This window comes from Paraburkholderia sp. Ac-20340 (assembly GCF_017104965.1).
GTDB lineage: Bacteria > Pseudomonadota > Gammaproteobacteria > Burkholderiales > Burkholderiaceae > Paraburkholderia.
In genome coordinates this window covers 46,763-69,332 of record NZ_JAAGPR010000020.1, presented here as the reverse complement: position 1 = coordinate 69,332, position 22,570 = coordinate 46,763, and the positions used below count along the sequence as shown (strand labels likewise).

The window sequence follows — 22,570 nt, the reverse complement described above, 5'->3', positions numbered from 1 at the left end:
CGTGATGTCGATGCGGCGCGCGGTGTTCTCGTCGCGCGCCGTCCCCTTCGCGTAGATTTCCCGCCGGAGCGCACATGACGCCCTATGCCAGCAAACCGTGGCTCGCCCATTACGCGAGCGGCCACACGGCGACGATAGACCAGGACTACCCGGATGCCTTGAGCCTGTTTCGTGCAGCCGTCGCGCGCGCGCCGCACGCCCGCGCGCTGCTGTATTTCGACGGTGCGATCAGCTATTCCGAACTTGATCAGCAGTCCGATGCACTCGCTTGCGCGTGGCTCGAACGCGGCCTTGCACGCGGCGATCGCGTCGCAATCTATTTGCAGAATGTGCCGCAATTCGTGATCGCGCTGGTGGCCGCGTGGAAGATCGGCGCGATTGCCGTGCCGGTGAATCCGATGAACCGATCGCGCGAACTGCGCGTGCTGCTCGCCGATTCTGCTGCGCGCGTGCTCGTCTGCCACGGCACGCTTTACGACGATGTCGTGCTGCCGCTGCTGGCGGAAGACGACACGCTCAAGCCGCACGTGATGACGACATCGGCGCTCGAATATCAGACGCGCAACGACGCGCGGCTCTTCGCGGGCATGACACACGCCGATGGCGCCACTGCTACCGCAGGCATCTCACATGCAGGCGCGGAAGATTTCGCCACCGCGATTGCAGCGCACAGTGGCCAGAAGCCGCCGCCCATCGAACTGCACGGCGACGACATCGCGATGTTCGTCTACACATCGGGCACCACGGGCGTGCCTAAAGGCGCGATGAACACGCACGGCAATATGGCCTTCAACGCGCAGGTGTATCGCGACTGGGTGGGCTTGCGCGAAGGCGCGCCAATCCTCGGCGTCGCGCCGCTCTTTCACATCACGGGGCTGGTTGGCCACGTGGGCGCGGCGTTCATCTGCGCAGCGCCGCTCGTGCTGGCGTATCGCTTCGAGCCGGGCGTGATCCTCGACGCCATCGCCGAGCACAAGCCCGAATTCACCATCGGCGCCATCACCGTATTTATCGCGCTGATGAACGACGCGCGGGCGACCCGCGAGCATTTCGCTTCGATGCGGCGCATCTATTCCGGCGGCGCGCCCATTCCCCCGAGCGTGATCGAGGCGTTTCGCGCGCGTTTTGGCCATTACATTCACAACGGTTACGGCCTCACCGAAACGAATTCGCCCACGCATGTCGTGCCGGTTGGCCGCGATGCGCCGGTCGATGCGGCTTCGGGCACGCTCTCGATTGGCGTGCCGGCGTTCAACGTGGAGTCGTATATCGGCGACGATATGGGGCGGCCGCTGCCCGCGGGCGAAGTGGGCGAGATCATTTCGCGCGGGCCGATGGTCGTGCCGGGTTACTGGAACAAGCCGCAGGAGAGTGCGAAAGCGATCGTCGACGGCTTCTTTCGCACCGGCGATGTGGGCTTCATGGATGAGCACGGCTGGTTTTATCTCGTCGATCGCAAGAAGGACATGATCAACGCGGGCGGCTATAAGGTCTGGCCGCGCGAAGTGGAAGATGTGCTTTACACGCATCCGGCCGTGCGCGAGGCCGCTGTGGTGGGCGTGCCGGACAGTTATCGCGGAGAAACCGTCAAGGCGGTGGTGAGCCTGAAGCCGCAGGCGAGCGCGACGCCCGAAGAACTGGTCGAGTACTGCAAGGCGCGGATGGCGGCGTATAAGTATCCGCGCATCGTTGCGATCATCGACGAATTGCCCAAGACCGTGACCGGAAAGATCCTGCGGCGGGAGTTACGAGGGTAGTGGCGGTTACGGGGGAGCCAACTCTGCCCGCTGCCGTGCGAGGCGTGGCAAGGCAAAGCAGGCAATAGGCACGAGCTATGCCGGGCAGAGTTAATCGATAGTTGCCGATCGTTGTGATCCCGCGCTGTAATGCGTCATCGAGTTGTGCGCCTTGCGCGCGGGAGTGGTCAGGCGTGAATACCGATTTGCCGTTCAGCGGCGCGACGAAAAGCGAAAGCGCGTTTTCACCGCAGTCGTATCTCTTCGTGCCGGGCAGCCGCCCGGATCGCTTCGCGCGCGCGTTGGCGAGCGGTGCGGATGCGGTCATCATCGACCTCGAAGATGCGGTCGAGCCTGCCGCCAAAGCGGCGGCGCGCGAGCATATCGCGCACTGGGTTTCGCGCGAGCATCGCGTTCTGGTGCGTATCAACGCGCGCACGACGCCGTGGTTCGAAGAAGACGCGAAGCTGGGCGCGCTCGACGGCGTGGCAGGCATTGTGCTACCGAAAACCGAAAGCGCGGAGGACGTGACAGCCACGATTGTCATCGCGCGCCGCCGCGTGAGCATCTATCCGCTGATCGAAACTGCACAGGGCATGTGGAACGCGATGGCGATCGCGAAAGCGCCGGGCGTGCGGCGGTTGATGTTCGGCACGCTCGATTTCATCGCCGATATGGGCATGCCCGACGATGGCGAACCGCTGAATCACTATCGCAGCCAGCTAGCGCTGATCTCGCGCGTAGCGGACATCGACACGCCGATCGACGGCGTCACGCCCGACATCGACGATCACGCGCGCATCGGGCGCGATGCGCTCAACGGCAAGCGGCTGGGTTTTGGCGCGAAGCTCTGCATTCATCCGAAGCAGATCGAGGCCGTACACGGCGTTTATCGGCCGAACGAACAGGAACTGGCGTGGGCATCACGCGTGGCGCAAGCCGCGCATCATGCCGAAGCCGGTGCGATTACCGTCGACGGCAAGATGGTGGATCGGCCCGTGTTGTTGCGCGCGCAACGGATTCTGGCGCTGGCGGCTGCGCTCAGCTAGCCGTATCGTCCGCGCGTTGCCCGGCCGCTTCGCGCGGCAGCACGATGCGGATGATCGCTTCATCGTCGCTGAAGGTGCCCGTGAGCGCGCCGTCGTGGCCTTTCACAATCGCCTGCGCGATATACAGCCCGAGTCCCAGACCGCCGCGATTGGCGGGGTTGTCGAGCGAGCCGCTCTTGAACGGATCGAGCAGACGTTCGAACGGCACGGCCGGCCGCTCGCGCAGCCCGTTGCGCACTTCGATGCACGGCTCGCCATTCGCCAGCGTGGCGGTGAGCGTGACGGGCGTGCGCGCGTCGCCGTGCTTGCGCGCATTGCCCAGCAGATTCGCGAGCGCTTGCGCAAGGCGGTCGGGGTCGATGTGCGCGTTGCCCAGATCGTCGGCCAGTTGCATGTCGAGCGCCATGCCCGGATGCGCAAGGCGCGTCTGCTCCGCGACGGATTCGAGCAACTCGCGCAGCCCGACATCGACGCGCTTGAGCCCCAGACCCATGCCCGAGCGGATGCGGCTCACGTCGAGGATATAGCCGATCAGCGACTGCATGCGCCGCGTCGAGCCTTCCACGCGCTTGACCGTATCGTTGCCCGACGCGAGGCCGCGGCCCATCAGCAGCATCGCCATGTTGATGGTCTGGATCGGATCGCGCAGATCGTGGCCGAGCGTGGCGAGCAGCGTCGTACGCGCGCGCTCCGATTCGCGCATCTGCACGAGCGCGATTTCCTGCAGGATCGAGCGCAGTTCGCGCGCGGCGAGCTGATCGAATTCGGTCCAGTCGCGGCTGCGGCCCGTGACGGTCTGCTTCCAGACTTCGAAGGAGCCGCGCGGCGTCAGGCGCGGGCCATTCGGGCCTTGCGCCACGACCTTGTCGGGCGGCCCGGCCCAGTGAATCGTTTCGACCAGTTCGTCGCGCAGCCAGATGATGGTGATGCGGCTGTCGCCGAGCATCTGGATCGCGAGACAGCCCGCCACGCGCCCGGCGGCCAGCCCTTGCGCAATCGGCTCGGGCAGCGAATCGCCCACGCAGTTGCTGGCGAACTGATCGACGCGCGTGTTCGCCACGTGCTGCGCGAGTTCGAGCAGGGTTTCGCGGCTCGCCGTGGTGGCCTTGCCGCGCATCACGACTTCGTTGTCCACCACCAGCGCCACGGCCTCGCAATCGACCAGCGCGGCGATCTCGGGCGCGGCGCCTACGAGACCGGCGAGCGGCGATTCGGCCTGCGCCAGTTCGCCCGCGATGCGCGTGCGCAGTTCGTGAATGCGGCGATCGGCTTCGGCGCGATGCTGCGCTTCGATCTGCGCGATCAGGATCGACACCACCTGCGTGAGCACCGTCGACGAAAGGCGCACGGCATGCGACGCGCGATACGGCGACATGTGATGGCAGGCGAACAGGCCCCAGAGCTTGCCGTCGCGCACGATCGACACGCTCATGGACGCGGCCACGCCCATATTGCGCAGATATTCGAGGTGAATCGGCGAGACGCTGCGCAGCACCGAATGGCTGAGATCGAACGGCACGCCCGTTTGCGGATGCGCGGACGGCACGATGGGCACCGGTTCAGCGCTGACATCGGCGATCTGGCGGATCGGATTGAGCACGTAGAGGCGGCGCGCCTGCTGCGGAATATCGCTGGCGGGATAGCGCTGCTGGAGGTAAGGCGAGAGATCGTCACGCCTGGCTTCGGCGATGACTTCGCCGCTGCCGTCGGCCATGAAGCGATAGCCCATCACGCGGTCGAAGCCGGTCATCGCGCGGATCGCTTCGGCGGCGGCCTGCAGCAATTGCGGTACATCGCCGTGATGCGCGGCCTGCAGGCGCTGGATTGCGCGCTGCGCGAACAAGGCGAATTGCGTGGCGGCGGGCGACTTCAGGCTGATCTGCTCGAATTCGACCACGAGCGTGTCGCCGGACCAGTGCATGATCAGATCGAATCGCTCGCCGGTGACGCCTTTGCACTCGACGCTTTCGCTCGTCATCTCGCGATCGGCCAGCGCGGCGCGGATCGTCTGACGTGACAGCGGGCTCAGATGCGCGTCGGTAATCGTCTCGCCGATTTCGGGCACGGCGCCCAGCCAGGCGAGCGCGTTGGTGCTGCGCGCGATCAGGCGGCCTTGCGTGTCGAAACACAGCAACGCGCCGTGCGGCTGGATGCGGCCGAGCAGGTGAATGGGCTCGCTGTCGCAGTTGGCGACGATTTCGTTGATCTCGGGCTTGTCCACTTGGTGAGGGTGTCCGCGCTGGTGTCCGGTGGAAGGCCTGCCGTAATGTTCCGCGTATTGTCCGTGAAGCGGGGGCGGATTGCCAGTTTGATTGTGGATGCTTCGGCTTGGGGGCGGATCAGCCGGTTTCCGACTTTCCTGCCGAATGTGGAGCCGCTTCTGGCAGAAACCCGTGTTCCGATGGTATCTGTTGCGCACGCGCGATTGAATTCGTCGCACGAAGTAGCGTTTCTGTCGAAGAGGGCGGTGAAGTGCGCCGTGCCGATTGCATTCCGGATGATATCTCGATCTAGATCAAAATATTTAAGACTTATCTAATGAAGGCGGTCCGATTTGTCAGAATAGGGTTTCCATAAAAATCGCGATGAATTAGCCTTTTGATCGTCGGCAGCTGGTCGAGCGTGGTGTAACACTGCGTTAAATATTGCTGGATGTGCATGTATTCATTGTTTTATATTTTTTATAGTCAATGCTAAAAATAACAATAGAAGGCGCTAACGGTATTGGTGACAAATTACAGTTTTCATCATTTCCTGAAAACTATTGGCGGAACACAGGGCAGAAAATCATTGATGCCGACAACGTCTGGGTGTTCGATTACAACCCCTATGTTGTGAGAGGCGAGTCAACGGAAAAGCCGATCAATCTTTGGGAACAAAGATGGCCGGCTGCAACATCCATCTCGCTGCCGGAATATGAGCAGAAGCCCTTTTTTACCTCGATCGCATCGCGAACCAGCGAAATATTCGGTCACTCGGCTTATTTGCGACATCCGCGGCTCTATCAGTTTGAAGATCTCCCCACACTCGATAAGAGAATCGTCATTCATACCACCGGAAAGCGCATGCCAATTCACGTTGGACTGGGCGAGGACCGCGAGCGCTATCTATCGGAGGAAATCATTGACCATATCCGCAAGGCTTACGCGGGATATGAAATCATTCAAGTGGGTTCTACGGATGATATCGACGCCCGGGTTGTCGATTGCCGTGGAATGGAAAATATTTGGGATGTGGCTCGGCTGATCGCGCAGGCAAGGGTATTTATCGGTGTCGACAGCGGGCCGTACTGGATTGCGTCTTGCTATCCAAAAGTGTTCAGGAAGAAAGTCTTGATGCAGTATCCCGCTGAATATCTGCGGAATGGTTTCGTGCCAATGCATATTATCAATCCACACACACATTGGCATGATCATTCGTGTTTGTACTTCAATAGAACCACGGAAGATGCAGGAATCAGCTACGGGTATGTGAAGCTTTGATGCAATGAACCCACTGATTCGCAATTATTCCCCTACGAGGAGCGATAGCGCTTTCTCCACACGTGCGATAACGTTTCCCCACTCGCCAGCGCGCGTTTGACGGAATAAACGTGCCGTTGGATACCACGGCGTGTCATCGCGCTCTTCCAGCCAGCGCCAGCAGCCATCGAAGCGCGAGAGTATCCAGACCGGGCAGTTCAAGGCGCCCGCGAGGTGCGCGGTGGACGTATCGACGGCGATCACAAGATCGAGGCATTCGACGATGGCGGCGGTATCGGCGAAATCGGTTACATCGCCCATGGGATCGAGCGGCCGCCACTGCGCATCGATCTCGTTGATCTGCGGGCGAGTTGTCGCGCCAAACTGCAGACTGACGAACGTGACGCCCGGCGTCTTGAGCAAGCGCTCGAAGGCGCTTGCATGCAGCGAGCGCCGTTGGTCGGTCAGATGCGCATCAAGCATGTGCGGACGGGGATCGCCCGCCCAAACCAGTCCGACCTTGAATCCACCCGAGGGCAGACGATTTCGCCAGCGCGCTCGCGCTTGTTCAGGAGGACGCAGATAAGGCGTGGTTGCGGGAATGGACTGCAAGGTCGTTCCGAAGCGCAACGGCAAGCTCATCATGAAGCACCAGTAATCGTGGTGCGGCAAGCTATTGATGTCCTCCTGGACGACACAGGCGTCTACGCCTTCGATTGCTTCCAGAAGTCGCTTCAATGGCGATGGACAGATCACGGTCACGCGCGCTGGTTGGAAGGCTTTCAGTATGGGTAGATATCGGCAGAATTGCAGGCTATCGCCCATGCCCTGTTCGCAGACGACGATCAGAGAACGGCCCTGAAGCAGTTCACCTTGCCACTGAGGAACGATCCCCGCGAACGGGAGCGCGCCGAGTGCATCGGCAAAGACGGCGGAGCGTGCTTCGTAAAGGCGCCATCCGTCTTCATAATTGCCCTGATGCAAACGTACAAGACCAAGATTCCAAAGGCACTCCGCATGCGTCGGGGCAATGCGCAGTGCTTCCCCAAGTACGTCGGCGGCGGCTTGCAACCGTCCCTTCAAACGATGCGCATGGAAGATTCCCTGGCAGGCTTCGATGTAAGCCGGGCTTGCTGCGCCGACGCGCTTGAGCACGTCGATGGCCTCGTCCTCGCGCTGGATTACGCGTAACACGCCACCGAGATTAAGGTTGGCAATTGCGTGAGAGGGATCGATTTCGAGCGCTTTTCGCAGCGATGCTTCGGCGTGCGCCAGTCGCTCGCGCTTCTGGTACGCAACGCCCAGATTGACGTGAGCATCGATACATAGCGGATCGAGATCGAGCGCTCGAACGCAGGCTTCGTGTGCGGCTTCGTGTTGGCCCAGACCGATCAGTGCCGCGGCGAGACCGCTATGCGATTGAGGCTCTCGCGGAGCGAGCGTCACAGCTTGCCGATAATACGACGCCGCTTTGCGATACCGCGCTTCAAGCAGATTCAAGCGGCCCAAGTGCCGATATATCTCGCCGTTGGCCGGATCCAGGAAGTGCGCGTGCCGCAGAGTCGCCTCGGCCTCCTGCTGTCGGCCGGAATCCATCAGCACGACGGCAAGGCTTGCCTGGGCTTCGACAAAATCGGGCCGCAACGAGATCGCCGCGCGAAACGCCGCTTCGGCGTCACTTAGCCGTTGCGCACGCAACCATAATACGCCGAGGTTGTAGTGTGCCTGTGCGTTCGACGGATCAAGCACGATTGCACGCCGGAATGCGACTTCAGCCCTATCGCGCCGGTTCAGCGCAGTAAGCACCGTGCCAAGGCTGTCCTGGTACAGCGCCAGCTCGGCGAATCCAATGGCCATGCTGATCAGCTTCTCAGCGGTGTCCAGCGCACCCTTGTTGAATTCGACGAGGCCAAGGAGATGAAGCGCGTCGGCGTGCTGCGGATTCAACTGAAGAGTGTGTTGATATCCAGTCGCGGCTTCATCGAGGCGCCCGGCCTGATGAGCGGCGAGCGCGTTCTGAAAATGGGGTATAGCGGGTGTTGGCACCGGCGGAAGTGTCACATTCGAGGAGGTCGGGATCGTAACGTGGATGCTTCCTGGCGGGTTCGCGATTCGCCCGAAACTTGCCCCGAATCAGTAGATTGCGCGTCCGGCAGGCAGTGGCTGAATTTGCGCGACGCCACGAATGTCTAGAATGCCTGGTCGTCTTGCGACTTTCATTAAATTCCCGGCTTCCCGGCAGTTCAATATCTAATCTCAGCGATGGCTCTACCCGACGCGTTTTACGATTCCGTGGCTGCATTAATCGAGACGGAGCAATTTAGCGTTGCGCTCAATACAGTTGAGTCGCAAATTGCCGAGTGGCCTCTCGATGCGAGATTGCTGAATCTCGCAGGCGTCTGTCATTACGGAATGGACAGGAAACTCCATGCCGCGCAGTGCTGGCAACAAGCAATCATTCACAGTCCAGACGATGCCCAACTTCATAGCAACCTCGGCCTTGCGTTTCGCGATCTCGGGCAGCTCGTGAGCGCGGAAGCGGTACTGCTCAAGGCGCTCGAAATAGATCCGGAATGTGTAAATGCGCTGAATAATCTGGGCATGGTTCTGCTCGATCTCGAGCGTGCGGAGGAGGCGGAGCGGGTCATTCGTCGCGCGGTGTTGCGCGACCCGCAATCTTCACAGGCACATCGCAATCTTGGGCTGATCTTTGAAGCGCTTCGAAGGTTACCCGAGGCAGAGCAGGTGTTCCGGCAGACACTGGCCAGCCACCCCGAGCAAACCGCGCTCTATGGCGATCTCGCCAGGGTACTGCGCGGCCAGGGGCGGTATGCCGATGCGGAGGAGTCGTTCCGGCAGGCCGCCGCCGCGCGGCCGGACTCGATCGAAGCGCGCTCGAACCTGGGCACGTTTCTTCGCGAATTGGGCCGCCTGCACGAGGCCGAAGCTTTACATCGCCAGACGCTCGCCAATCATCCAGACGCCGGCCATGCATGGAACGATCTCGGTATCGTAGTGCACGATCTCGGCGATTTGCAGGCCGCCATCGCTCATTTCGAGCGCGCGGTGGCGCAGAGCCCGCATGATGCGAGGGTGCGTCTCAACCTGGCCTATGCGTTACTCGCCGCAGGGCGCTATAGCGAAGCGTGGCCGCAATTCGAACAAGCTTCGGCCACTGGCGTGACTGAATCACCAAAGCGCGCTCCGGGGATTGACTGGCTATCGTCTGCTACATGGGACGAAAACGCATGCCTTGGCAAGCAGTCCCTGCTTGTGCTGCATGAAGAAGGCCTCGGCGATGCGCTGCAATTCTGCCGATACCTGCCACTCATGCTCGCGCGCTTCAGGCGTGTCGGCTATGTCTGCCCCAAACCGCTTCGACGCCTGTTCGCACAGTCACTGTGCGAGCGCTGGCCTGACATTGTGTTACTCGATGCCTTGCCTGCTGACTCTTCGATGTGGGATTACCAGACCCGCTTGCTTTCGTTGCCGATGTTAAGCAGAACGTGTCTCGATACTGTTCCCGCGCCGTTGCCGTACCTGTTTGCTCTCGCTGAGCAGGCGCGCCCCTGGCACGAGAAGCTGGCCGCCCTCGGTGATGATGGCTTGCCGCGAATTGGCGTCGTATGGGCTGGCGGTAACACGCATTCAGTTCCGGATGCACAGCGCAGCATTGCGCCGGAGACATTCGCAACGCGCCTGCTGGACTGGCCCGGCGCACATTGGATCAGTTTGCAGAAAACGGATACGGCAGCGAAGCAACTATTGCCTGCACATCGCGCGAACCTGGTGGACTGGATGGAAGACGTCCGCGATTTCGCCGATACGGCTGCTTTGATCAGCGGTCTCGATCTTGTTATTTCGGTCGATACGTCTGTCGCGCACCTGGCAGCTGCAATGGGCAAGCCTGTATGGGTTCTCAATCGCTATGCAGGCTGTTGGCGCTGGCTGCGCAACAGGGATGACAGTCCCTGGTATCCTGGGTTGCGTCTGTTCACGCAAAAGCAGCGCGGGAATTGGGAAGAGGTTCTAAAGCGGTGCCGGCACGAACTGGAAATGCGGGAGATGGCGGATTAGCTTTCCTTTCCCTCCAGCAACCCGCTCAACGTCTGCAACAACTTCTGCGCCGGATACGGCTTATCCAGAATCGCGGCGAACAGCGCGGGATGCGCGCGCGCCGACGCGCCCAGCGCCGCGCTCGACAGAATCACCGGAATATGGGCGAGCGCCACATTCGCCTTGAGCGCGCGCGCCAGTTCGAGGCCCGACATGGCCGGCATCATGTAATCCGTGATGACGGCGTCGGGCACGACGCGGCCGATCAGGTCGAGACCGTCCACGCCATTGCGGGCGACATGCACGATATAGCCCGCGTCTTCCAGAAAGAAGGCGAGAAAATCAGTTATCAGGGTTTCGTCGTCGACTACAACGATGGTCGTCATTCCGGCTCACTCTCGTTCCCTGCCGCGAGCCCTGCGGGCTCATCCAGCCATGCGGCGGCGACTGCTTTCAGCGGGATGGTTTGTCGGAAACTGCCACGCTGGTATCCCTGACCAACACCGAAGTGGCATTCGGAATAATGAGCTTGGTCAGCGCCGGCGCAAACGCGCTGTCCCTGATCTTGATGACCTTCATGCTTTGATACAGCGCGTCGTCGGCTTCTTCGAGCTGCATGCCGATGACGTTATCGAACAGGCTCAGCGCCTCCGGCGAGGTCATGTTCATCGCCGTGGCGCTCAATTCCTTGGTTTCCCACGTGCACACCGTCGTCACATCCATGACGCGAAGCTGGTTGGTCAGCGCGGCAAGAAACTCGGTGAAGCGGTGATGGTCGACACTTGCCCGCGCGAAGCCCGCCAGACCGTCGATCACGAGTCGGCGCACGTTGCGTGCCCGCACCGCATCGAGCAATTGATACGCGAGGTTGTCGATGACGTTCTCGGTCAGCGGATTCCAGAGCACGGTCAGGGCCTGGGAGGCGACCAGCGCATCCATATCGATGCCAAGCGCGGCCGCCTTGCTGGTCAGACGCGCCGGTGTTTCGTAGAAGCCGAAATGCAGCGCGGGCTCTTCCGGTGTCGCGAGGCGCAGGAAATTCAGGCCGAAACTGGTTTTGCCGCTACCGCCAGGCCCGACGATCGCCGTAGCCGAAAATGCGGGCAGACCGCCCTTGATGCGGATATCGAGTTCGTCGACGCCCGAAGAAACCCGCTCGCTCGGTGCGTGATCTTGCCCAACGGGGCGGCTATAAAGCGATTCGAGCCGCGGAAACACGGTGATGCCGGCATCGCTGATCTCGTAGTGATGCAACCCGCCGAGCGACGCGCTGCCACGCGATTTCGACACGCGCATGCGCCGCACGGTGCGCGAACCAAACAGCTCTTCTTCGAGCTGCAGCACGCCGTCGACCATGGTGTGTTCGGGGCTCGATTCGTCGATGCGGGCGCTGGTGAGGAACAGCACGGTGCAGCCGCTGAACGACGCATGGCCTTGCAGTTCGGCCACAAATGCCTTCACGTCGAGCGAGCTATGCGTGCTTTCGCGCGCGTTGAGCAGGCCGTCGAGAATCAGCATCGTCGTGCCCTGGCGCGCCATTTCCTTGCGCAGCAGATCGACGAGTGCGCTCAGGCCATCGACGCGCAGCGTGCGAAAAAGGCTCAGATAGGTGACTTCCTTGCCGACGAGTTCGGCATCGTAAAACTCGAGCGCCGACAGCGACTGGAACAGGCGGTCATGCGATTCGGCCAGCAGCGTGATGTAGAGAACCTTGCCGCCTTGCTTCGCCTGGGCGAAAGCAATCTGATTGGCGAGAATGGTTTTGCCGGCGCCTGGCCGCCCCTGAAGAATGTACGCCGAGCCGGCAATCAGGCCGCCGCTCAGAATGGGGTCGAGCCCGGGTACATCACTATGCAACCGCGTCAGAGTCTGATGCATCGCTTGAGCTGATTCGTCGAAGAGAATAGCCGGCTGGCCGGCAGGATCTGGCGCGCTTCGCAGCGGGGAAGCCAAGGAAACGGTCGTCGTGCGGGCAGCTGCGCCTGCCGACGGTTCCGAACCAGCATTATGCGGCAAAGGGCCAGCTCATGGCGACTGGCGCTTGCGTGGCGCTTGCGTTGGACTGGCCCGAAGCGTGCAGTGGCGTCGGGCCGCGGGCGCAGCGAGAGAGCGATGACGGGAGGTGAATCAGTCGGGCGAACCCATGCTCGACTGCAAATAGTTTTGCAGGCCAACCTTATCGATCAGGCCGAGCTGTGTTTCGAGCCAGTCGATATGGTCTTCCGTGTCGTCGAGAATTTCGACGAAGATCTCGCGCGAAACGAAATCGCGCACCGATTCGCAATAAACAATGGCTTCCTTGCATTGCGCCTGCGCGATGCGTTCGAGCTTGAGATCGCATTCCTGCGCCTCTTTCACGTCTTCGCCCACCAGCAGCTTGCTGAGGTCCTGCAGATTCGGCAAGCCGTCGAGCATGAGAATGCGCTCGATCAGTTTGTCGGCGTGCTTCATTTCCTCGATCGATTCGTCGTACTCATGTTTTCCCAGCGCCGTTAAGCCCCAGTGTTTATAGAGCCGCGCGTGCAGGAAATATTGATTGATCGCCGTGAGTTCGTTTTTCAGTTCGGCGTTCAGATAGGCGATGACTTTGGGATCGGATTGCATGACTCTCTCCAGATCGATTATTCAGACCTTGATTTATCAGACCTTTGGTGGGGCTTCGACGGGACGCATAGCAGGAGCATAGTCACTCTGCGGCCACAGCGCATGAACGGGAGTGGCAACGAGATGCATTCTTTTTTCCCGTATGCGATTTCATGCGCGCGAACCGGAAATTCGACTCGGTCCCTCTATGCGTCCAGTGCCGTATGTTTAGAAACGATGACGCAGGCCGATCGTGGCCGCGACCTGATTGTTCGTCGACGAAGGCGTGAGCGTATTGATAGCGGCTACGTTCGCGATGGCCGTGCCATCGGCGCTATAGCCGAGCGATCCTGATGCGTGCTGATAAACCGCGGCGGCATAGACGTCGGTGCGCTTGCTGAAAGCGTAATCGGTGCCCAGCATGAACGTGTGCCACTTCGGGCTGTTGTTGCCGCTGGCGGAGCCGGTCACGGTGCCGTCGGTGTACGTATAGGAGCCGACCATCGAAAGCGCCGGCGAGAAGTGATAGGCGCCGTTGATTTCGTAGTTGTCGAGATGCAGATTCATTCCCGTCATACCGGGCAAGGGCGCGCTGCCGCCGCTCGAAAGACCTTGCAGGCCGTCGATCTGCGAATGCGTCCAGACGAAGCCCATTTCCGCGGGGCCAAACGCATATTTGACGCCCACGCCGTATGTGCGCTGTTCCTGCGCGGAGATATTCACGTCGGCCGATGCCGCGCTATCGCTCGCGCCGAGCGAGCCGGAGTTGTTCACCTGGGAATAGCCGGCCGCAACCTTCAGCGGACCATTGCCGTACGTCGCGCCCACGCTCCACGAGCGGCCGTTCGCGAAGCCGTTGGCATCGTTGCTGAAGCCATACAGACCGCCGAATTGAAGGCCTTGATAATTCGCGCTCGTGTATTTGATCGAGTTCTTGATCGAATAGGTCTGGTCGAGGTTGTCGTTATCGAATGGATGGCCCGCGAGATTGGCGCCATAACCCGACCCCGATGCCGAGATCGGCCCGAGGTAGTCGGTCATGGGATCGTATTGCCTGCCGAGCGTGAGCGTGCCGTATCGGCTGCTTTCGATGCCGACATACGACTGGCGATTGAAGCCGCTTTCGCCGTTCTTGTAGCCGCCGCTGCTGAGATCGAAGCCGCTTTCGAGCCTGAAGACCGCTTTCAGGCCGCCGCCCAGATCTTCCGCGCCGCGCAGGCCGAAGTAGTTATCCGACATGGCGCCGCTGCCTTGTGCCCACAGGCTGCCGCCGCCCGAGTTGTTGGAATAGACGAGTCCCGCGTCGAGCGAACCATAGAGGGTAACGGTGCTTTGTGCGTACGCGCTGGTCGCAAACACGGCGAGAACGCCAGTGAGAATGAGGGTTTTTTTCATGCTTACACTCCGGTCAGTACCTGGATGAATCTCACGGTCGAATACGTTGCTATTCGGGTTCGTGATCGGTTGATTCGCTGCGGAGTGTATGCCTGGGATTCCTGCAATTCTCTTCAATTACCTAAACAATGACGCGGTGTCGATTTCTGTTTCCGCACTAATCAAGATAAGTGTCTGCATTTAAAAGGTTTTCTCTTTTATTAATTTGTTTATCGATGTATGTCGGGTGAAACATATGTTGTTGACGGGCGACGATATGAAAAAACCGCACGGGATAGAGATTGTCGTCGGCGTGTGAATCAAAGGACAATGTCGCCGGTTCATCGCATTGGCGATCGGGTTTTACGAGGGTAGCCGCGCGATCAGCCAGCGATAGAGCCGGTTGAGCGTGGGTACGACGCGCCGTTCGCACCAGTCGAGAGTGGGAATGGTCAAGTCGACAAGCAACGCACTCGCAATAAAGCCCGCGAGCCAAGGTTCGATTTGCGGCCAGTCGGTGATGGCTCTTTGCGCGAGGAAACTGCCTCCTACGAGCGATATGCAAAAGTAGATTGCCGTGCGCCACTTGGAGTGGCTGCGCGAACGGGTCAGATACACGAGGGCTCCGCAGACTACGCCTAATATCCGCGCGCAATCGGCGTTTGCGTATGACCCCGCGGATACGCAGGCTTCGTTCATCTGCACGGCCAGACAGGAGAGCGGCATGGCGTTGTACTCCGCATATCCGAACGGAAACACACGACCGCGCCAGGCGCGGCGCTGCCGTGTGTCGACGATTAACTCGGCGTCAAGCGTCAGGAGCCGTTACGCCGGACCGCGATCGATCCATACTTTGGAATCCGAAGCCTTGGTTCCCGTGCAACTGGGATTGCCAGGCTCGTCGTATTGCGTTGCCCACCATTGCGAGAAATATGTGTGCAGACCCTGGCCGCGATAGTTGTGCGTGACCGTCGAGCCACCCGGATAGGACTGCGGGAGCCACGATCCCATATCGCCCGCACCAGCTACGGTAACGGTCGCGAGTGCCGATGAAGCCGGCCCGCTGCCGCCGTTGCCCGTGACCGTGAGTTGAACGGCGTATTGCGTCGTGGACTGGACAGTCGGCGCAGTGACACTCACGCTCATTTGCGTCGAGCCGTCGAAGCTCAGTCCCGGTGCGCTCCACAGATAGGTCAAGGCGCCCGGCCCGGTCGACGAAGCGCCGGAGAGCGATAGTGTCGCGCCACTGGTGACATTCGTTTTGCCCGTGATGACGGCGTTGACTGTCGGGGCATTCGCGGGCTTCGCCTCGAGGTAAATCGTATCGCTCGATGTCGATGTGCCGTCGTTGACCGAGAGCTGCACCAGGTAGTCTGTCACCTGCGTAACCGAGGGCATCACGCCATCGACGGTAACGGTCTTCGCACTGTCGAACGGCAGGCCCGGCGCGCTCCACGCGTAGCTCAGCGGATTGCCGTCCGGGTCGAACGATTTCGCGCCCGACAACTGGAACGACGTGCCCGAATCCAGTTGCACCAGCATGCGAGCGACCGGCGGCTGGCCGCTCTGTGACTTCACCGTCAGCGAGACCTGGTCGGTGTTACTGGCGCCTTTACCGTCGGATACGCTCAGGCTGACCGCATAGCTCGTGGCCGTACCTTGCGGCACCGCGCCCGATACTTCTACCGTGGTGGCATTGTCGAAAGGCAGGCCCGGCGCGGACCACAGCCAGGTCAGCGGGTCGCCGTCCGGGTCGCTCGAGCGCGTGCCGGAATAGGTAACGGTGTCGCCCGCGAACGCCTCCGTGGGGCCGTCGATTGCCGCAACGGGCGGCCGGTTGCCCTGTGCGTTGATGCTCAACACGGTCTGCACGGAGTTGGTTCCGCCTTTGCCGTCATTCACCGTCAAACCGACCGTGTAACTCTTCGCGCTGCCCTGAGGCACCTTGCCGGAGACCTGCATCGTGCTTGCCTTGTCGAACGGCAATCCGGGCGCCGACCACTGATAGCTCAAAGGATCGCCATCAGGATCGCTCGAACGGCTGGCGCTATATGTCACCGTATCGCTCACATTGGCCTGTGTCGGACCGTCGATGGCCGCGACGGGTGGCTGATTGCCCGCATCGACATTAATGCCCTTGAAATAGAACGGCGCCATATCGACGACTTTCTTCGAGAGCGTATTGCCCAGACCTTCGCGCGCGGCGTTCACCAGTACGCCCGCATCCATGTCGATCGTCCAGGTAAATAGACCGGCCAGACCTTTCTGGCGGACATACTCGCCTTTGGCTTTGACCGTGCGCGGCGTATCCACGGAAAGAAAGAGTTTCGACGTCGAGCTATATAAATAGTCGGCGTCGGCGACTTCGTCGGTATAGACGCTGTAGCCGCTGATGCCCGTCTGGTTTTCCAGATCCAGATAGTTGTAGATCAGGTCGTACCATTCGGTCGCGCCCGATTCGAAACTGCCGGTGGTCGTGCCCGAGCCCGCGTCATACGTGCCGGCGAGCGGCGAGAAACTGGCGATCTGCGCGTTGCGTGCGCTACGGCTATAGGCTGCGTAGCCGATCGCGACGCGTTCCAGCGGAATGCCGATCTGCTCCAGATATGTGACAGCAGCATCGATGCTGAATTCGCTGGGGTCGCCAGGATGGCTCGGATGCAGGTTCGTGTGGTGCGCGAGCTTCGGCGCCCATGGCGTGCCGAAGAAGTCGTAGGTCATCAGATTGAAGCGGAATACACCGGCGTCGAGCATGGCCTTGAGATTGGCCTTTTTCATTTTTTCCACATCGGCGGACGCGGCGATACTGATGTTGACGTCGGTTCGCCCGGCATTATCGAGTGCCGTGCGCAATTCGCCGATAAGCGCGGCGAAATTCGGCGCGTCGGCATCGGAATAGGTATTGCCCGTGTCGCCGGGTGCGGCGGGATATTCCCAATCGAGATCGAAGCCCTTGAACATCGGAAAACGTTGCAGGATATCCAGCAGGCTTGCGATTAGCGTAGCGCGCCGCGATTGATCGGCGACGACCCAATGGAACGCCTCGCTCATCGTCCAGCCGCCCACGCTGAACGAGAGAATCAGATTGGGATTGGCCGCCTGAACCTTGCGCAGGCCACCCAGTACGCCCTGCGCGGTCTTTTGGTAAAAGAGCGCCTTATAGTCTTCGCCGATATACGAGGGGAAGCCGCAATTGCGATAGGAGGCCACATCGCCCCACGGATCGACGAAGGTCGCCTCGTCCGTCGTGCGGCCGAATGCCTTGGCCGCACCATCGATCGTGTCGCTCATCTCGCCCTTGTCGCCGATTATGCCCGCGAAGCCCAGGATCAACGTGTCGTAGGCGGTGGCGCTGAGCAGCATCAGATCGATGCCGCGTCCGCAGCCGCCATCCGAAAAGTCGCCGTCATAGCGGCCGTCGTACTGGGACCAGTCCGTGTAATAGCCAAACACCTTTTTGTCGTTGGGCGCGTAGTCGTTATAGACTCGCTTCGCCACACGCCCCGAGGTGTAGCTGAATTGCTGGACCTCCTTGGCGGGATCGTAGTGGTTCTGCTGATACTTCTTTTCGGTTGCGCCTTTCGCGCCGGATTTATCGCCGGGGTCGCCGTTGTACACCAGCTTGCTGTTAGGGCGGCCGCCTTGCGGCTGGGCGTCTTCCTGAGTGCGACGGTTGTTCATTGCGGACCTCGTTCAAAGTAGAAGGGATCGCCCCCCAGACCCTTTGCATGTGTCCGGGCGACAAGGCCATCTTCTGGACGCCGGTCGTGCGAGAACATGGAATAGCCATGGAAAACAACATGTCCGCGATGTCGTACTTTGCGCTGCCGGTTTCTGCATTCCTATTTCCGCCGTAATACACCCGCGTTCACGTTCCTCCATGGTTCCACATGGGCCGCGGCTGCTATGGTGCGCACCGTCAAGGAATGGGGAACCGACATGAACAACGACAGCCGCATCATCAAGTTCGACTGGCGTGGCGATCGCATCTGCTGCGGCCATATAAGCGTGCGCGTCTCGGGCCAGGAGAAAGAGGCTTTGCGCTTTCTCGTGACGGAATCCGGGCAACTGTGCGACCGGGAAGCGCTTATGCACGCCGTATGGGGTTCTCGCGCAACGCAGATGGACGTGCTTTATCTGACGCAACTGATTTATCGACTGCGTAAATCACTCAAACCGATTGGCATGGACGGCCATATCGTGACCATGCCGCGGGCGGGATATCGTTTCGATCCAGACGGTTTGCATATCGATTTCGAAGCGGCGGACCCTGACGCCGCCGAGCCGAGAAACGCAGATCCGGATTCATTCGATGTCAATAATCGGGAGTGCTTGAGTCATAGAAGTGCGCAAGATTCAGGATGTTTACCTCTCATTCAAGCCGAAGCCGGCACCGTGACTTTCGCGGGCGCGACCGTCTATCTGACGCGCTTCGAACGTGCCCTGTTGCAGACATTGCTCGATCAACCCGATATCACGCTGGGACGCGAGCGCTTGATTGCGAGTGTCTGGGGCGACGATGTCTCCGTCGATACAGAGCGGCTCACCCGTCTTGTGTCGAGACTGCGGCGGTCCTTGCATCCGCTCGGACTTTCGCGGCGACTCATCTATGTCCCGGACGGTGGCTACCGGTTCAGTACTTGCGATGCGGCGGGAGAACGCAAATCGGAGCCGATCTGCGCAGCGGGTGACGGCGTGTTACGAGCGGGATCGGCCGTGTGGATCGATCGGTGCCAGCGTGGCGCGCGGTTCGCGATACGGCTGGCGGCAGTTTATGCAGGCGTACTGCGCCATAGTGTGTTGCTTTGGCTCGCCGTTCTTTGCGGCACCGCGCTGCTTCTGATCGTCAAGGGATGGGCGACCGCCACGCCCACGGTGGAAGTGCGATCCGCCTCTACTACGCGATGCACGCAGGCGTACGTTCACGATGTCTTTGCAAGGAACGTCGAAACATTGGTGGCGACAAATGGCGCGCATTTGTCGCCAGTCGCGGTAGACGGTACGTGGCGCCAGATCGTCGTCGAATTGCGTCAGGCAGGTTGCCGTAGCGTCGCGACGAGTACCTCGGGCCCTGCGCATTGAGCCGTTGCGCGTGCATGACGGAATATCGGTCACGAAAGCGCCGACATAACCTGACATAACTTTCCAATAGATTTGAATATTCCCCGCATTTAAAGTGACTTCGCCCTCGCGTTCTATGGGTGCGACATTCACGGCCCGTCTGAATAGTGAATCTCTGGAAGATCGAATTTGTCAGGTGTACGGCGAGGCGATGCCTGAAGTGGAGTTAGCACTGCTATGAAGTTATCAAACCTAAAGCGACTGACGACAGCCGCTACTGTCATTGCGAGTCTGGCCGGATGCGCCGCGGTGCCGCCGGCTTATCCCACGGTCATGGCACTTCCGCAGAGCGGAAAGCCGCTCAGCGAATTCCAGCAAGACGACGCGGGTTGCCGGACTTACGCCGCTCAGCTCGTCAATCCGGTTGCCAGCGCGCCAGCCGTAGCCAACGCGGGTCTGGCCGCGCCTGTGGTGGGCGCGGCGGGTGGGGCGGCGGCCGGTGCGCTGATCGGTCTGGGCGCCGGTAACGCGGGGGCCGGGGCGGCGATAGGCGCTGGCGCCGGGTTACTGCTTGGAAGCGTAGCGGGTCAGCAGCAACATGGAGCGAGCCAGGCGGCGCTGCAGCAGCAGTATGACAACGCCTACGCCCAGTGCATTGTTGCGCACGGCGACTCGATTGCCAGCCCCGCTCCGCGTCCGGCGGTCGTTGCCGTACCCACGATGGTCTATGCACCCGCGCAGATCTACTACGCGCCCTGGTAAAAAGGCTGGCTGTTTGCGATCCAGTTAAAGAGCAATCTTCGCAAATTGATATGTCATGACATGTTTTTAAAGAGTGTCTTCTTATTTAACGATTAAACGCTGCCAGAAACAGGAATGACCAATCGTTTTCTGGCAAGTTATCTCCTATCGAGCGTAACAAAATGAAACGCATTCTTTTGGCATTGCTGGGCCTGTTGGCTACAGCAACCACTCCGGCACAAAGCCGGCAACAGCAAAAACCTGCAGCCCGCTTTGCGGCGGTCGACGTCATTCGCCATGTCAGATGGCATCAACGCGGCCTGCAGCCGATTCCTGTTGCACTGACCAGCGGAAGACACGGCAAGACGCAGAAACGAGCGTGAGCGACTGGCGGCGCCTCCCTCGCCAGACTGAGAAACGGAAATAGCAATGAGTCATGGTCTGAGCGGTCGCATTCTGGTACTCGACGACGATCCGGAGATACGCAATATGTTGCTGCGTTTTCTATCCGGGCAGGGATTCGATGTTCGCACGGTCAAGGACAGCGGTCAGCTCGACATGTTTCTCGAGCGCAATCCTTACGACCTGCTGATCCTCGACATCATGATGCCGGACGAAGACGGCCTCGCGGTTTGCAGGCGTCTACGCAGCCAGGGGCAAATGATTCCGATCCTGATGCTGACCGCACGCGGCGATCCGATCGATTGCGTGGTTGGGCTGGAGATGGGTGCCGACGACTATCTCGGCAAGCCGTTCCTGCCGAGCGAACTGGTCGCGCGTGTGCGCGCATTGTTGCGCCGCAAGCGGGTCACTTTCTGGCAACAGCGCGAGCAGGGTGGCGGATTTTCGGATGATGGCGTTGCACTGCGCATCGGCAACTGGTTGTTCAAGCCTCAACGCGAGGAACTGACCAGAGATGGCGAAGCGGTGGAGATCGGCACGGCTGAAATGCGTCTGCTCTGCGCGCTGGCGGAAACGCCTAATCGCGCAGTCAGCCGCGAAAACCTGATCGAGCGCGCACACGGGCGCGATTACGAGGCGAGTTCACGGAGCGTCGATGTCCAGGTGCTACGCCTGCGCAAGATTATCGAAGCGGAAATCTCATCCCCGCGCCTGATTCGCACGGTCTGGGGCGTGGGTTACATGCTGGTTGCGAAGTTCGAGTCCTGATCGCCAGCGAACGCCTGCCGGAGAAGGCTCATGTCATTCTGGTATCGATCGTTGCTGGTCCGTAATGCGCTCGCATTGGTTGCGCTGGTGCTGGTCAGCCAGGCGTTCGCGCTGACCGCTTACCTGTTTTTCGTGCAGCGTCCGAGAATCGACGCGGCTGCATTGTTGACGGCATCGCAGATTGCCACGGTCACCCGGCTACTTGCCGCGTTATCCGAAACCGAGCGCGAGCAGCAACTTCTCGCGATTAACGGCGTAGAGCAAAACGCGGTGCCGATGGTGGTCAATGAAAGCACGTTCCCGGCAAATGCCGTCGCGCGCAGATTCATTGCGCAGTTGTCGTCCGAACTGGGCTCGAGGGATCAGATTCTGATTGGCCGCGATGAGAGCCGGCGTATCTGGGTTCGCTTGAATGTCGCCGATAGTCACTACTGGATGCTGTTGGCGGGTGCGCCGAATACGATTCCCAGTCTTTCGTGGACCTTGATCTGCCTGATCCTGAGCGTGGCGACGTTTCCCGCCTTGTTCGCTTTTCTGATTCATCGTCCTGTCGAACGATTTCTGCTGCGGCTTGCTCATCTGGCAGGATTGATCGAACGCGGCAACTGGCCCGAAACGATGTACATCAAAGGTCCGCGCGAACTGGAGATGGTTGCGGGCGCATTCAATCGGATGGCTTCTACGCTGCAGGAACTGGAAACCACACGCGCTGAAATGCTCGCCGGTATTTCGCACGATATTCGCACGCCGCTAACGAAACTGCGCATGGTGGTTTCCGCGCCGGAGTCGGTGGAATATCCATTGGAAAGCGCCGAACGCTTTATCGATGAGATCGACCTGATCGTCCAGCAATTTATCGATTTCGCGCGCGGCTGGGGCAGCGAGGCCGCCACAACCGGCGATCTGAACGGCTTGATCGAACGTCTGGCGCAAGACTATGCGGGACTGGGCTACAACTTTGAACTGTCGCTGGATGCGTTGCCGCGCTTCCCGTTTCGGCCCACCGGAATGCAGCGCCTTTTGACGAACCTGCTGACGAACGCGGCGGTATACGGCCGCGTTGGGCTTGCCGTGAAAACGCGTGTGGCGAACGGCTTCGTGATTGTCGAGGTCGACGACAAGGGTAGCGGTGTGCCCGAAGCCTTGCTGCCGCTTTTAAAACAGCCTTTTCGACGCGGACCGCAGAGCGAGCAACGTGGCGGCACGGGACTCGGCCTCGCGATTGCCGATCGCATTGCCGGCCAGCACGGCGGCACGCTGAAGCTGATGCCGAACACACCGCATGGTTTTCGGGCGAAGGTCAGCCTGCCGATTGTTTGAACCGGTTTTATCCCCGCCA

At 60.4% G+C, this 22,570-nt stretch carries 17 protein-coding genes; 9 read left to right on the top strand and 8 right to left on the bottom strand.

The features are described from left to right. The first annotated feature begins 74 nt into the window (after positions 1-74). Both G3N59_RS23130 and G3N59_RS23125 read left to right on the top strand, forming a co-directional pair. Entirely contained in the window at positions 75-1,757 is a 1,683-nt protein-coding gene (locus G3N59_RS23130) for an AMP-binding protein (RefSeq protein ID WP_205985115.1), read from the top strand. A 173-nt stretch (positions 1,758-1,930) separates the two neighbouring features. Continuing rightward, complete coding sequence (locus tag G3N59_RS23125) at positions 1,931-2,785, top strand: CoA ester lyase (RefSeq protein ID WP_346777919.1); 855 nt, start codon at positions 1,931-1,933, stop codon at positions 2,783-2,785. Here G3N59_RS23125 and G3N59_RS23120 read toward each other — a convergent pair. Beyond that, entirely contained in the window at positions 2,778-5,006 is a 2,229-nt protein-coding gene (locus G3N59_RS23120) for a GAF domain-containing protein (RefSeq protein WP_205985114.1), read from the bottom strand. The two genes, G3N59_RS23125 and G3N59_RS23120, sit on opposite strands and share 8 nt — an antisense overlap. 469 nt (positions 5,007-5,475) lie before the next feature. Between G3N59_RS23120 and G3N59_RS23115 the strand changes: the two genes are divergently transcribed. Beyond that, the gene (locus tag G3N59_RS23115) at positions 5,476-6,267 is read left to right on the top strand and encodes a hypothetical protein (RefSeq protein ID WP_205985113.1); all 792 of its coding nucleotides are present in this window, start codon (positions 5,476-5,478) and stop codon (positions 6,265-6,267) included. Between the two features lie 24 nt (positions 6,268-6,291). Here G3N59_RS23115 and G3N59_RS23110 read toward each other — a convergent pair whose 3' ends face one another. Further along, positions 6,292-8,307 carry a tetratricopeptide repeat protein gene (locus G3N59_RS23110; RefSeq protein ID WP_205985112.1) on the bottom strand — a complete coding sequence of 672 codons (2,016 nt, stop codon included), beginning with the start codon at positions 8,305-8,307 and terminating at the stop codon, positions 6,292-6,294. A 201-nt stretch (positions 8,308-8,508) separates the two neighbouring features. On the opposite strand from G3N59_RS23110, the gene G3N59_RS23105 reads away from it, so the two are divergent. Beyond that, complete coding sequence (locus tag G3N59_RS23105) at positions 8,509-10,323, top strand: tetratricopeptide repeat-containing glycosyltransferase family protein (RefSeq protein ID WP_205985111.1); 1,815 nt, start codon at positions 8,509-8,511, stop codon at positions 10,321-10,323. Here G3N59_RS23105 and G3N59_RS23100 read toward each other — a convergent pair. The 6 genes from G3N59_RS23100 to G3N59_RS23075 all read right to left on the bottom strand — a co-directional run bounded on the left by G3N59_RS23100 (position 10,320) and on the right by G3N59_RS23075 (position 17,940). Beyond that, positions 10,320-10,688, bottom strand: a complete 369-nt coding sequence (locus G3N59_RS23100) for a response regulator (RefSeq protein WP_205985110.1) — start codon at positions 10,686-10,688, stop codon at positions 10,320-10,322. The genes G3N59_RS23105 and G3N59_RS23100 overlap by 4 nt on opposite strands. A gap of 67 nt (positions 10,689-10,755) precedes the next feature. Beyond that, on the bottom strand, positions 10,756-12,180 hold the full coding sequence (locus G3N59_RS23095) for an ATPase domain-containing protein (protein ID WP_205985109.1): 1,425 nt from the start codon (positions 12,178-12,180) through the stop codon (positions 10,756-10,758). A gap of 249 nt (positions 12,181-12,429) precedes the next feature. Beyond that, positions 12,430-12,906, bottom strand: a complete 477-nt coding sequence (gene bfr / locus G3N59_RS23090) for a bacterioferritin (RefSeq protein ID WP_205985108.1) — start codon at positions 12,904-12,906, stop codon at positions 12,430-12,432. Between the two features lie 207 nt (positions 12,907-13,113). Next, positions 13,114-14,280, bottom strand: coding sequence for a porin (locus tag G3N59_RS23085; RefSeq protein ID WP_205985107.1), 1,167 nt, complete (start codon positions 14,278-14,280; stop codon positions 13,114-13,116). Between the two features lie 342 nt (positions 14,281-14,622). Continuing rightward, positions 14,623-14,958 carry a putative holin gene (locus G3N59_RS23080; RefSeq protein ID WP_241023865.1) on the bottom strand — a complete coding sequence of 112 codons (336 nt, stop codon included), beginning with the start codon at positions 14,956-14,958 and terminating at the stop codon, positions 14,623-14,625. A 126-nt stretch (positions 14,959-15,084) separates the two neighbouring features. Continuing rightward, positions 15,085-17,940: a glycoside hydrolase family 18 protein gene (locus G3N59_RS23075; RefSeq protein ID WP_205985105.1), complete on the bottom strand. Its 2,856-nt coding sequence runs from the start codon at positions 17,938-17,940 to the stop codon at positions 15,085-15,087. A 258-nt stretch (positions 17,941-18,198) separates the two neighbouring features. On the opposite strand from G3N59_RS23075, the gene G3N59_RS23070 reads away from it, so the two are divergent. The 5 genes from G3N59_RS23070 (at position 18,199) to G3N59_RS23050 (ending at position 22,551) form a co-directional block, all read left to right on the top strand. Beyond that, on the top strand, positions 18,199-19,341 hold the full coding sequence (locus G3N59_RS23070; RefSeq protein ID WP_205985104.1) for a winged helix-turn-helix domain-containing protein: 1,143 nt from the start codon (positions 18,199-18,201) through the stop codon (positions 19,339-19,341). Between the two features lie 312 nt (positions 19,342-19,653). Next, positions 19,654-20,082, top strand: a complete 429-nt coding sequence (locus tag G3N59_RS23065) for a glycine zipper family protein (protein ID WP_241023842.1) — start codon at positions 19,654-19,656, stop codon at positions 20,080-20,082. Between the two features lie 161 nt (positions 20,083-20,243). Beyond that, positions 20,244-20,444 carry a hypothetical protein gene (locus G3N59_RS23060; RefSeq protein WP_205985102.1) on the top strand — a complete coding sequence of 67 codons (201 nt, stop codon included), beginning with the start codon at positions 20,244-20,246 and terminating at the stop codon, positions 20,442-20,444. Positions 20,445-20,490: 46 nt separating this feature from the next. Next, positions 20,491-21,231, top strand: coding sequence for a response regulator (locus G3N59_RS23055; protein WP_205985101.1), 741 nt, complete (start codon positions 20,491-20,493; stop codon positions 21,229-21,231). Positions 21,232-21,261: 30 nt separating this feature from the next. Then, complete coding sequence (locus G3N59_RS23050) at positions 21,262-22,551, top strand: ATP-binding protein (protein ID WP_205985100.1); 1,290 nt, start codon at positions 21,262-21,264, stop codon at positions 22,549-22,551. Positions 22,552-22,570 lie beyond the last annotated feature (19 nt).

What these genes read in the sequence shown, in the direction of transcription:
- G3N59_RS23115 (WP_205985113.1), top strand. Translation starts at nt 5,476, where the DNA reads ATGCTAAAAATAACAATAGAAGGCGCTAACGGTATTGGTGACAAATTA.
- G3N59_RS23100 (WP_205985110.1), bottom strand. Translation starts at nt 10,688, where the DNA reads ATGACGACCATCGTTGTAGTCGACGACGAAACCCTGATAACTGATTTT.
- G3N59_RS23095 (WP_205985109.1), bottom strand. Translation starts at nt 12,180, where the DNA reads ATGCATCAGACTCTGACGCGGTTGCATAGTGATGTACCCGGGCTCGAC.
- G3N59_RS23050 (WP_205985100.1), top strand. Translation starts at nt 21,262, where the DNA reads ATGTCATTCTGGTATCGATCGTTGCTGGTCCGTAATGCGCTCGCATTG.
- G3N59_RS23075 (WP_205985105.1), bottom strand. Translation starts at nt 17,940, where the DNA reads ATGAACAACCGTCGCACTCAGGAAGACGCCCAGCCGCAAGGCGGCCGC.
- G3N59_RS23130 (WP_205985115.1), top strand. Translation starts at nt 75, where the DNA reads ATGACGCCCTATGCCAGCAAACCGTGGCTCGCCCATTACGCGAGCGGC.
- G3N59_RS23070 (WP_205985104.1), top strand. Translation starts at nt 18,199, where the DNA reads ATGAACAACGACAGCCGCATCATCAAGTTCGACTGGCGTGGCGATCGC.
- G3N59_RS23080 (WP_241023865.1), bottom strand. Translation starts at nt 14,958, where the DNA reads ATGAACGAAGCCTGCGTATCCGCGGGGTCATACGCAAACGCCGATTGC.
- G3N59_RS23065 (WP_241023842.1), top strand. Translation starts at nt 19,654, where the DNA reads ATGGCACTTCCGCAGAGCGGAAAGCCGCTCAGCGAATTCCAGCAAGAC.
- G3N59_RS23105 (WP_205985111.1), top strand. Translation starts at nt 8,509, where the DNA reads ATGGCTCTACCCGACGCGTTTTACGATTCCGTGGCTGCATTAATCGAG.
- bfr (WP_205985108.1), bottom strand. Translation starts at nt 12,906, where the DNA reads ATGCAATCCGATCCCAAAGTCATCGCCTATCTGAACGCCGAACTGAAA.
- G3N59_RS23055 (WP_205985101.1), top strand. Translation starts at nt 20,491, where the DNA reads ATGAGTCATGGTCTGAGCGGTCGCATTCTGGTACTCGACGACGATCCG.
- G3N59_RS23060 (WP_205985102.1), top strand. Translation starts at nt 20,244, where the DNA reads ATGAAACGCATTCTTTTGGCATTGCTGGGCCTGTTGGCTACAGCAACC.
- G3N59_RS23085 (WP_205985107.1), bottom strand. Translation starts at nt 14,280, where the DNA reads ATGAAAAAAACCCTCATTCTCACTGGCGTTCTCGCCGTGTTTGCGACC.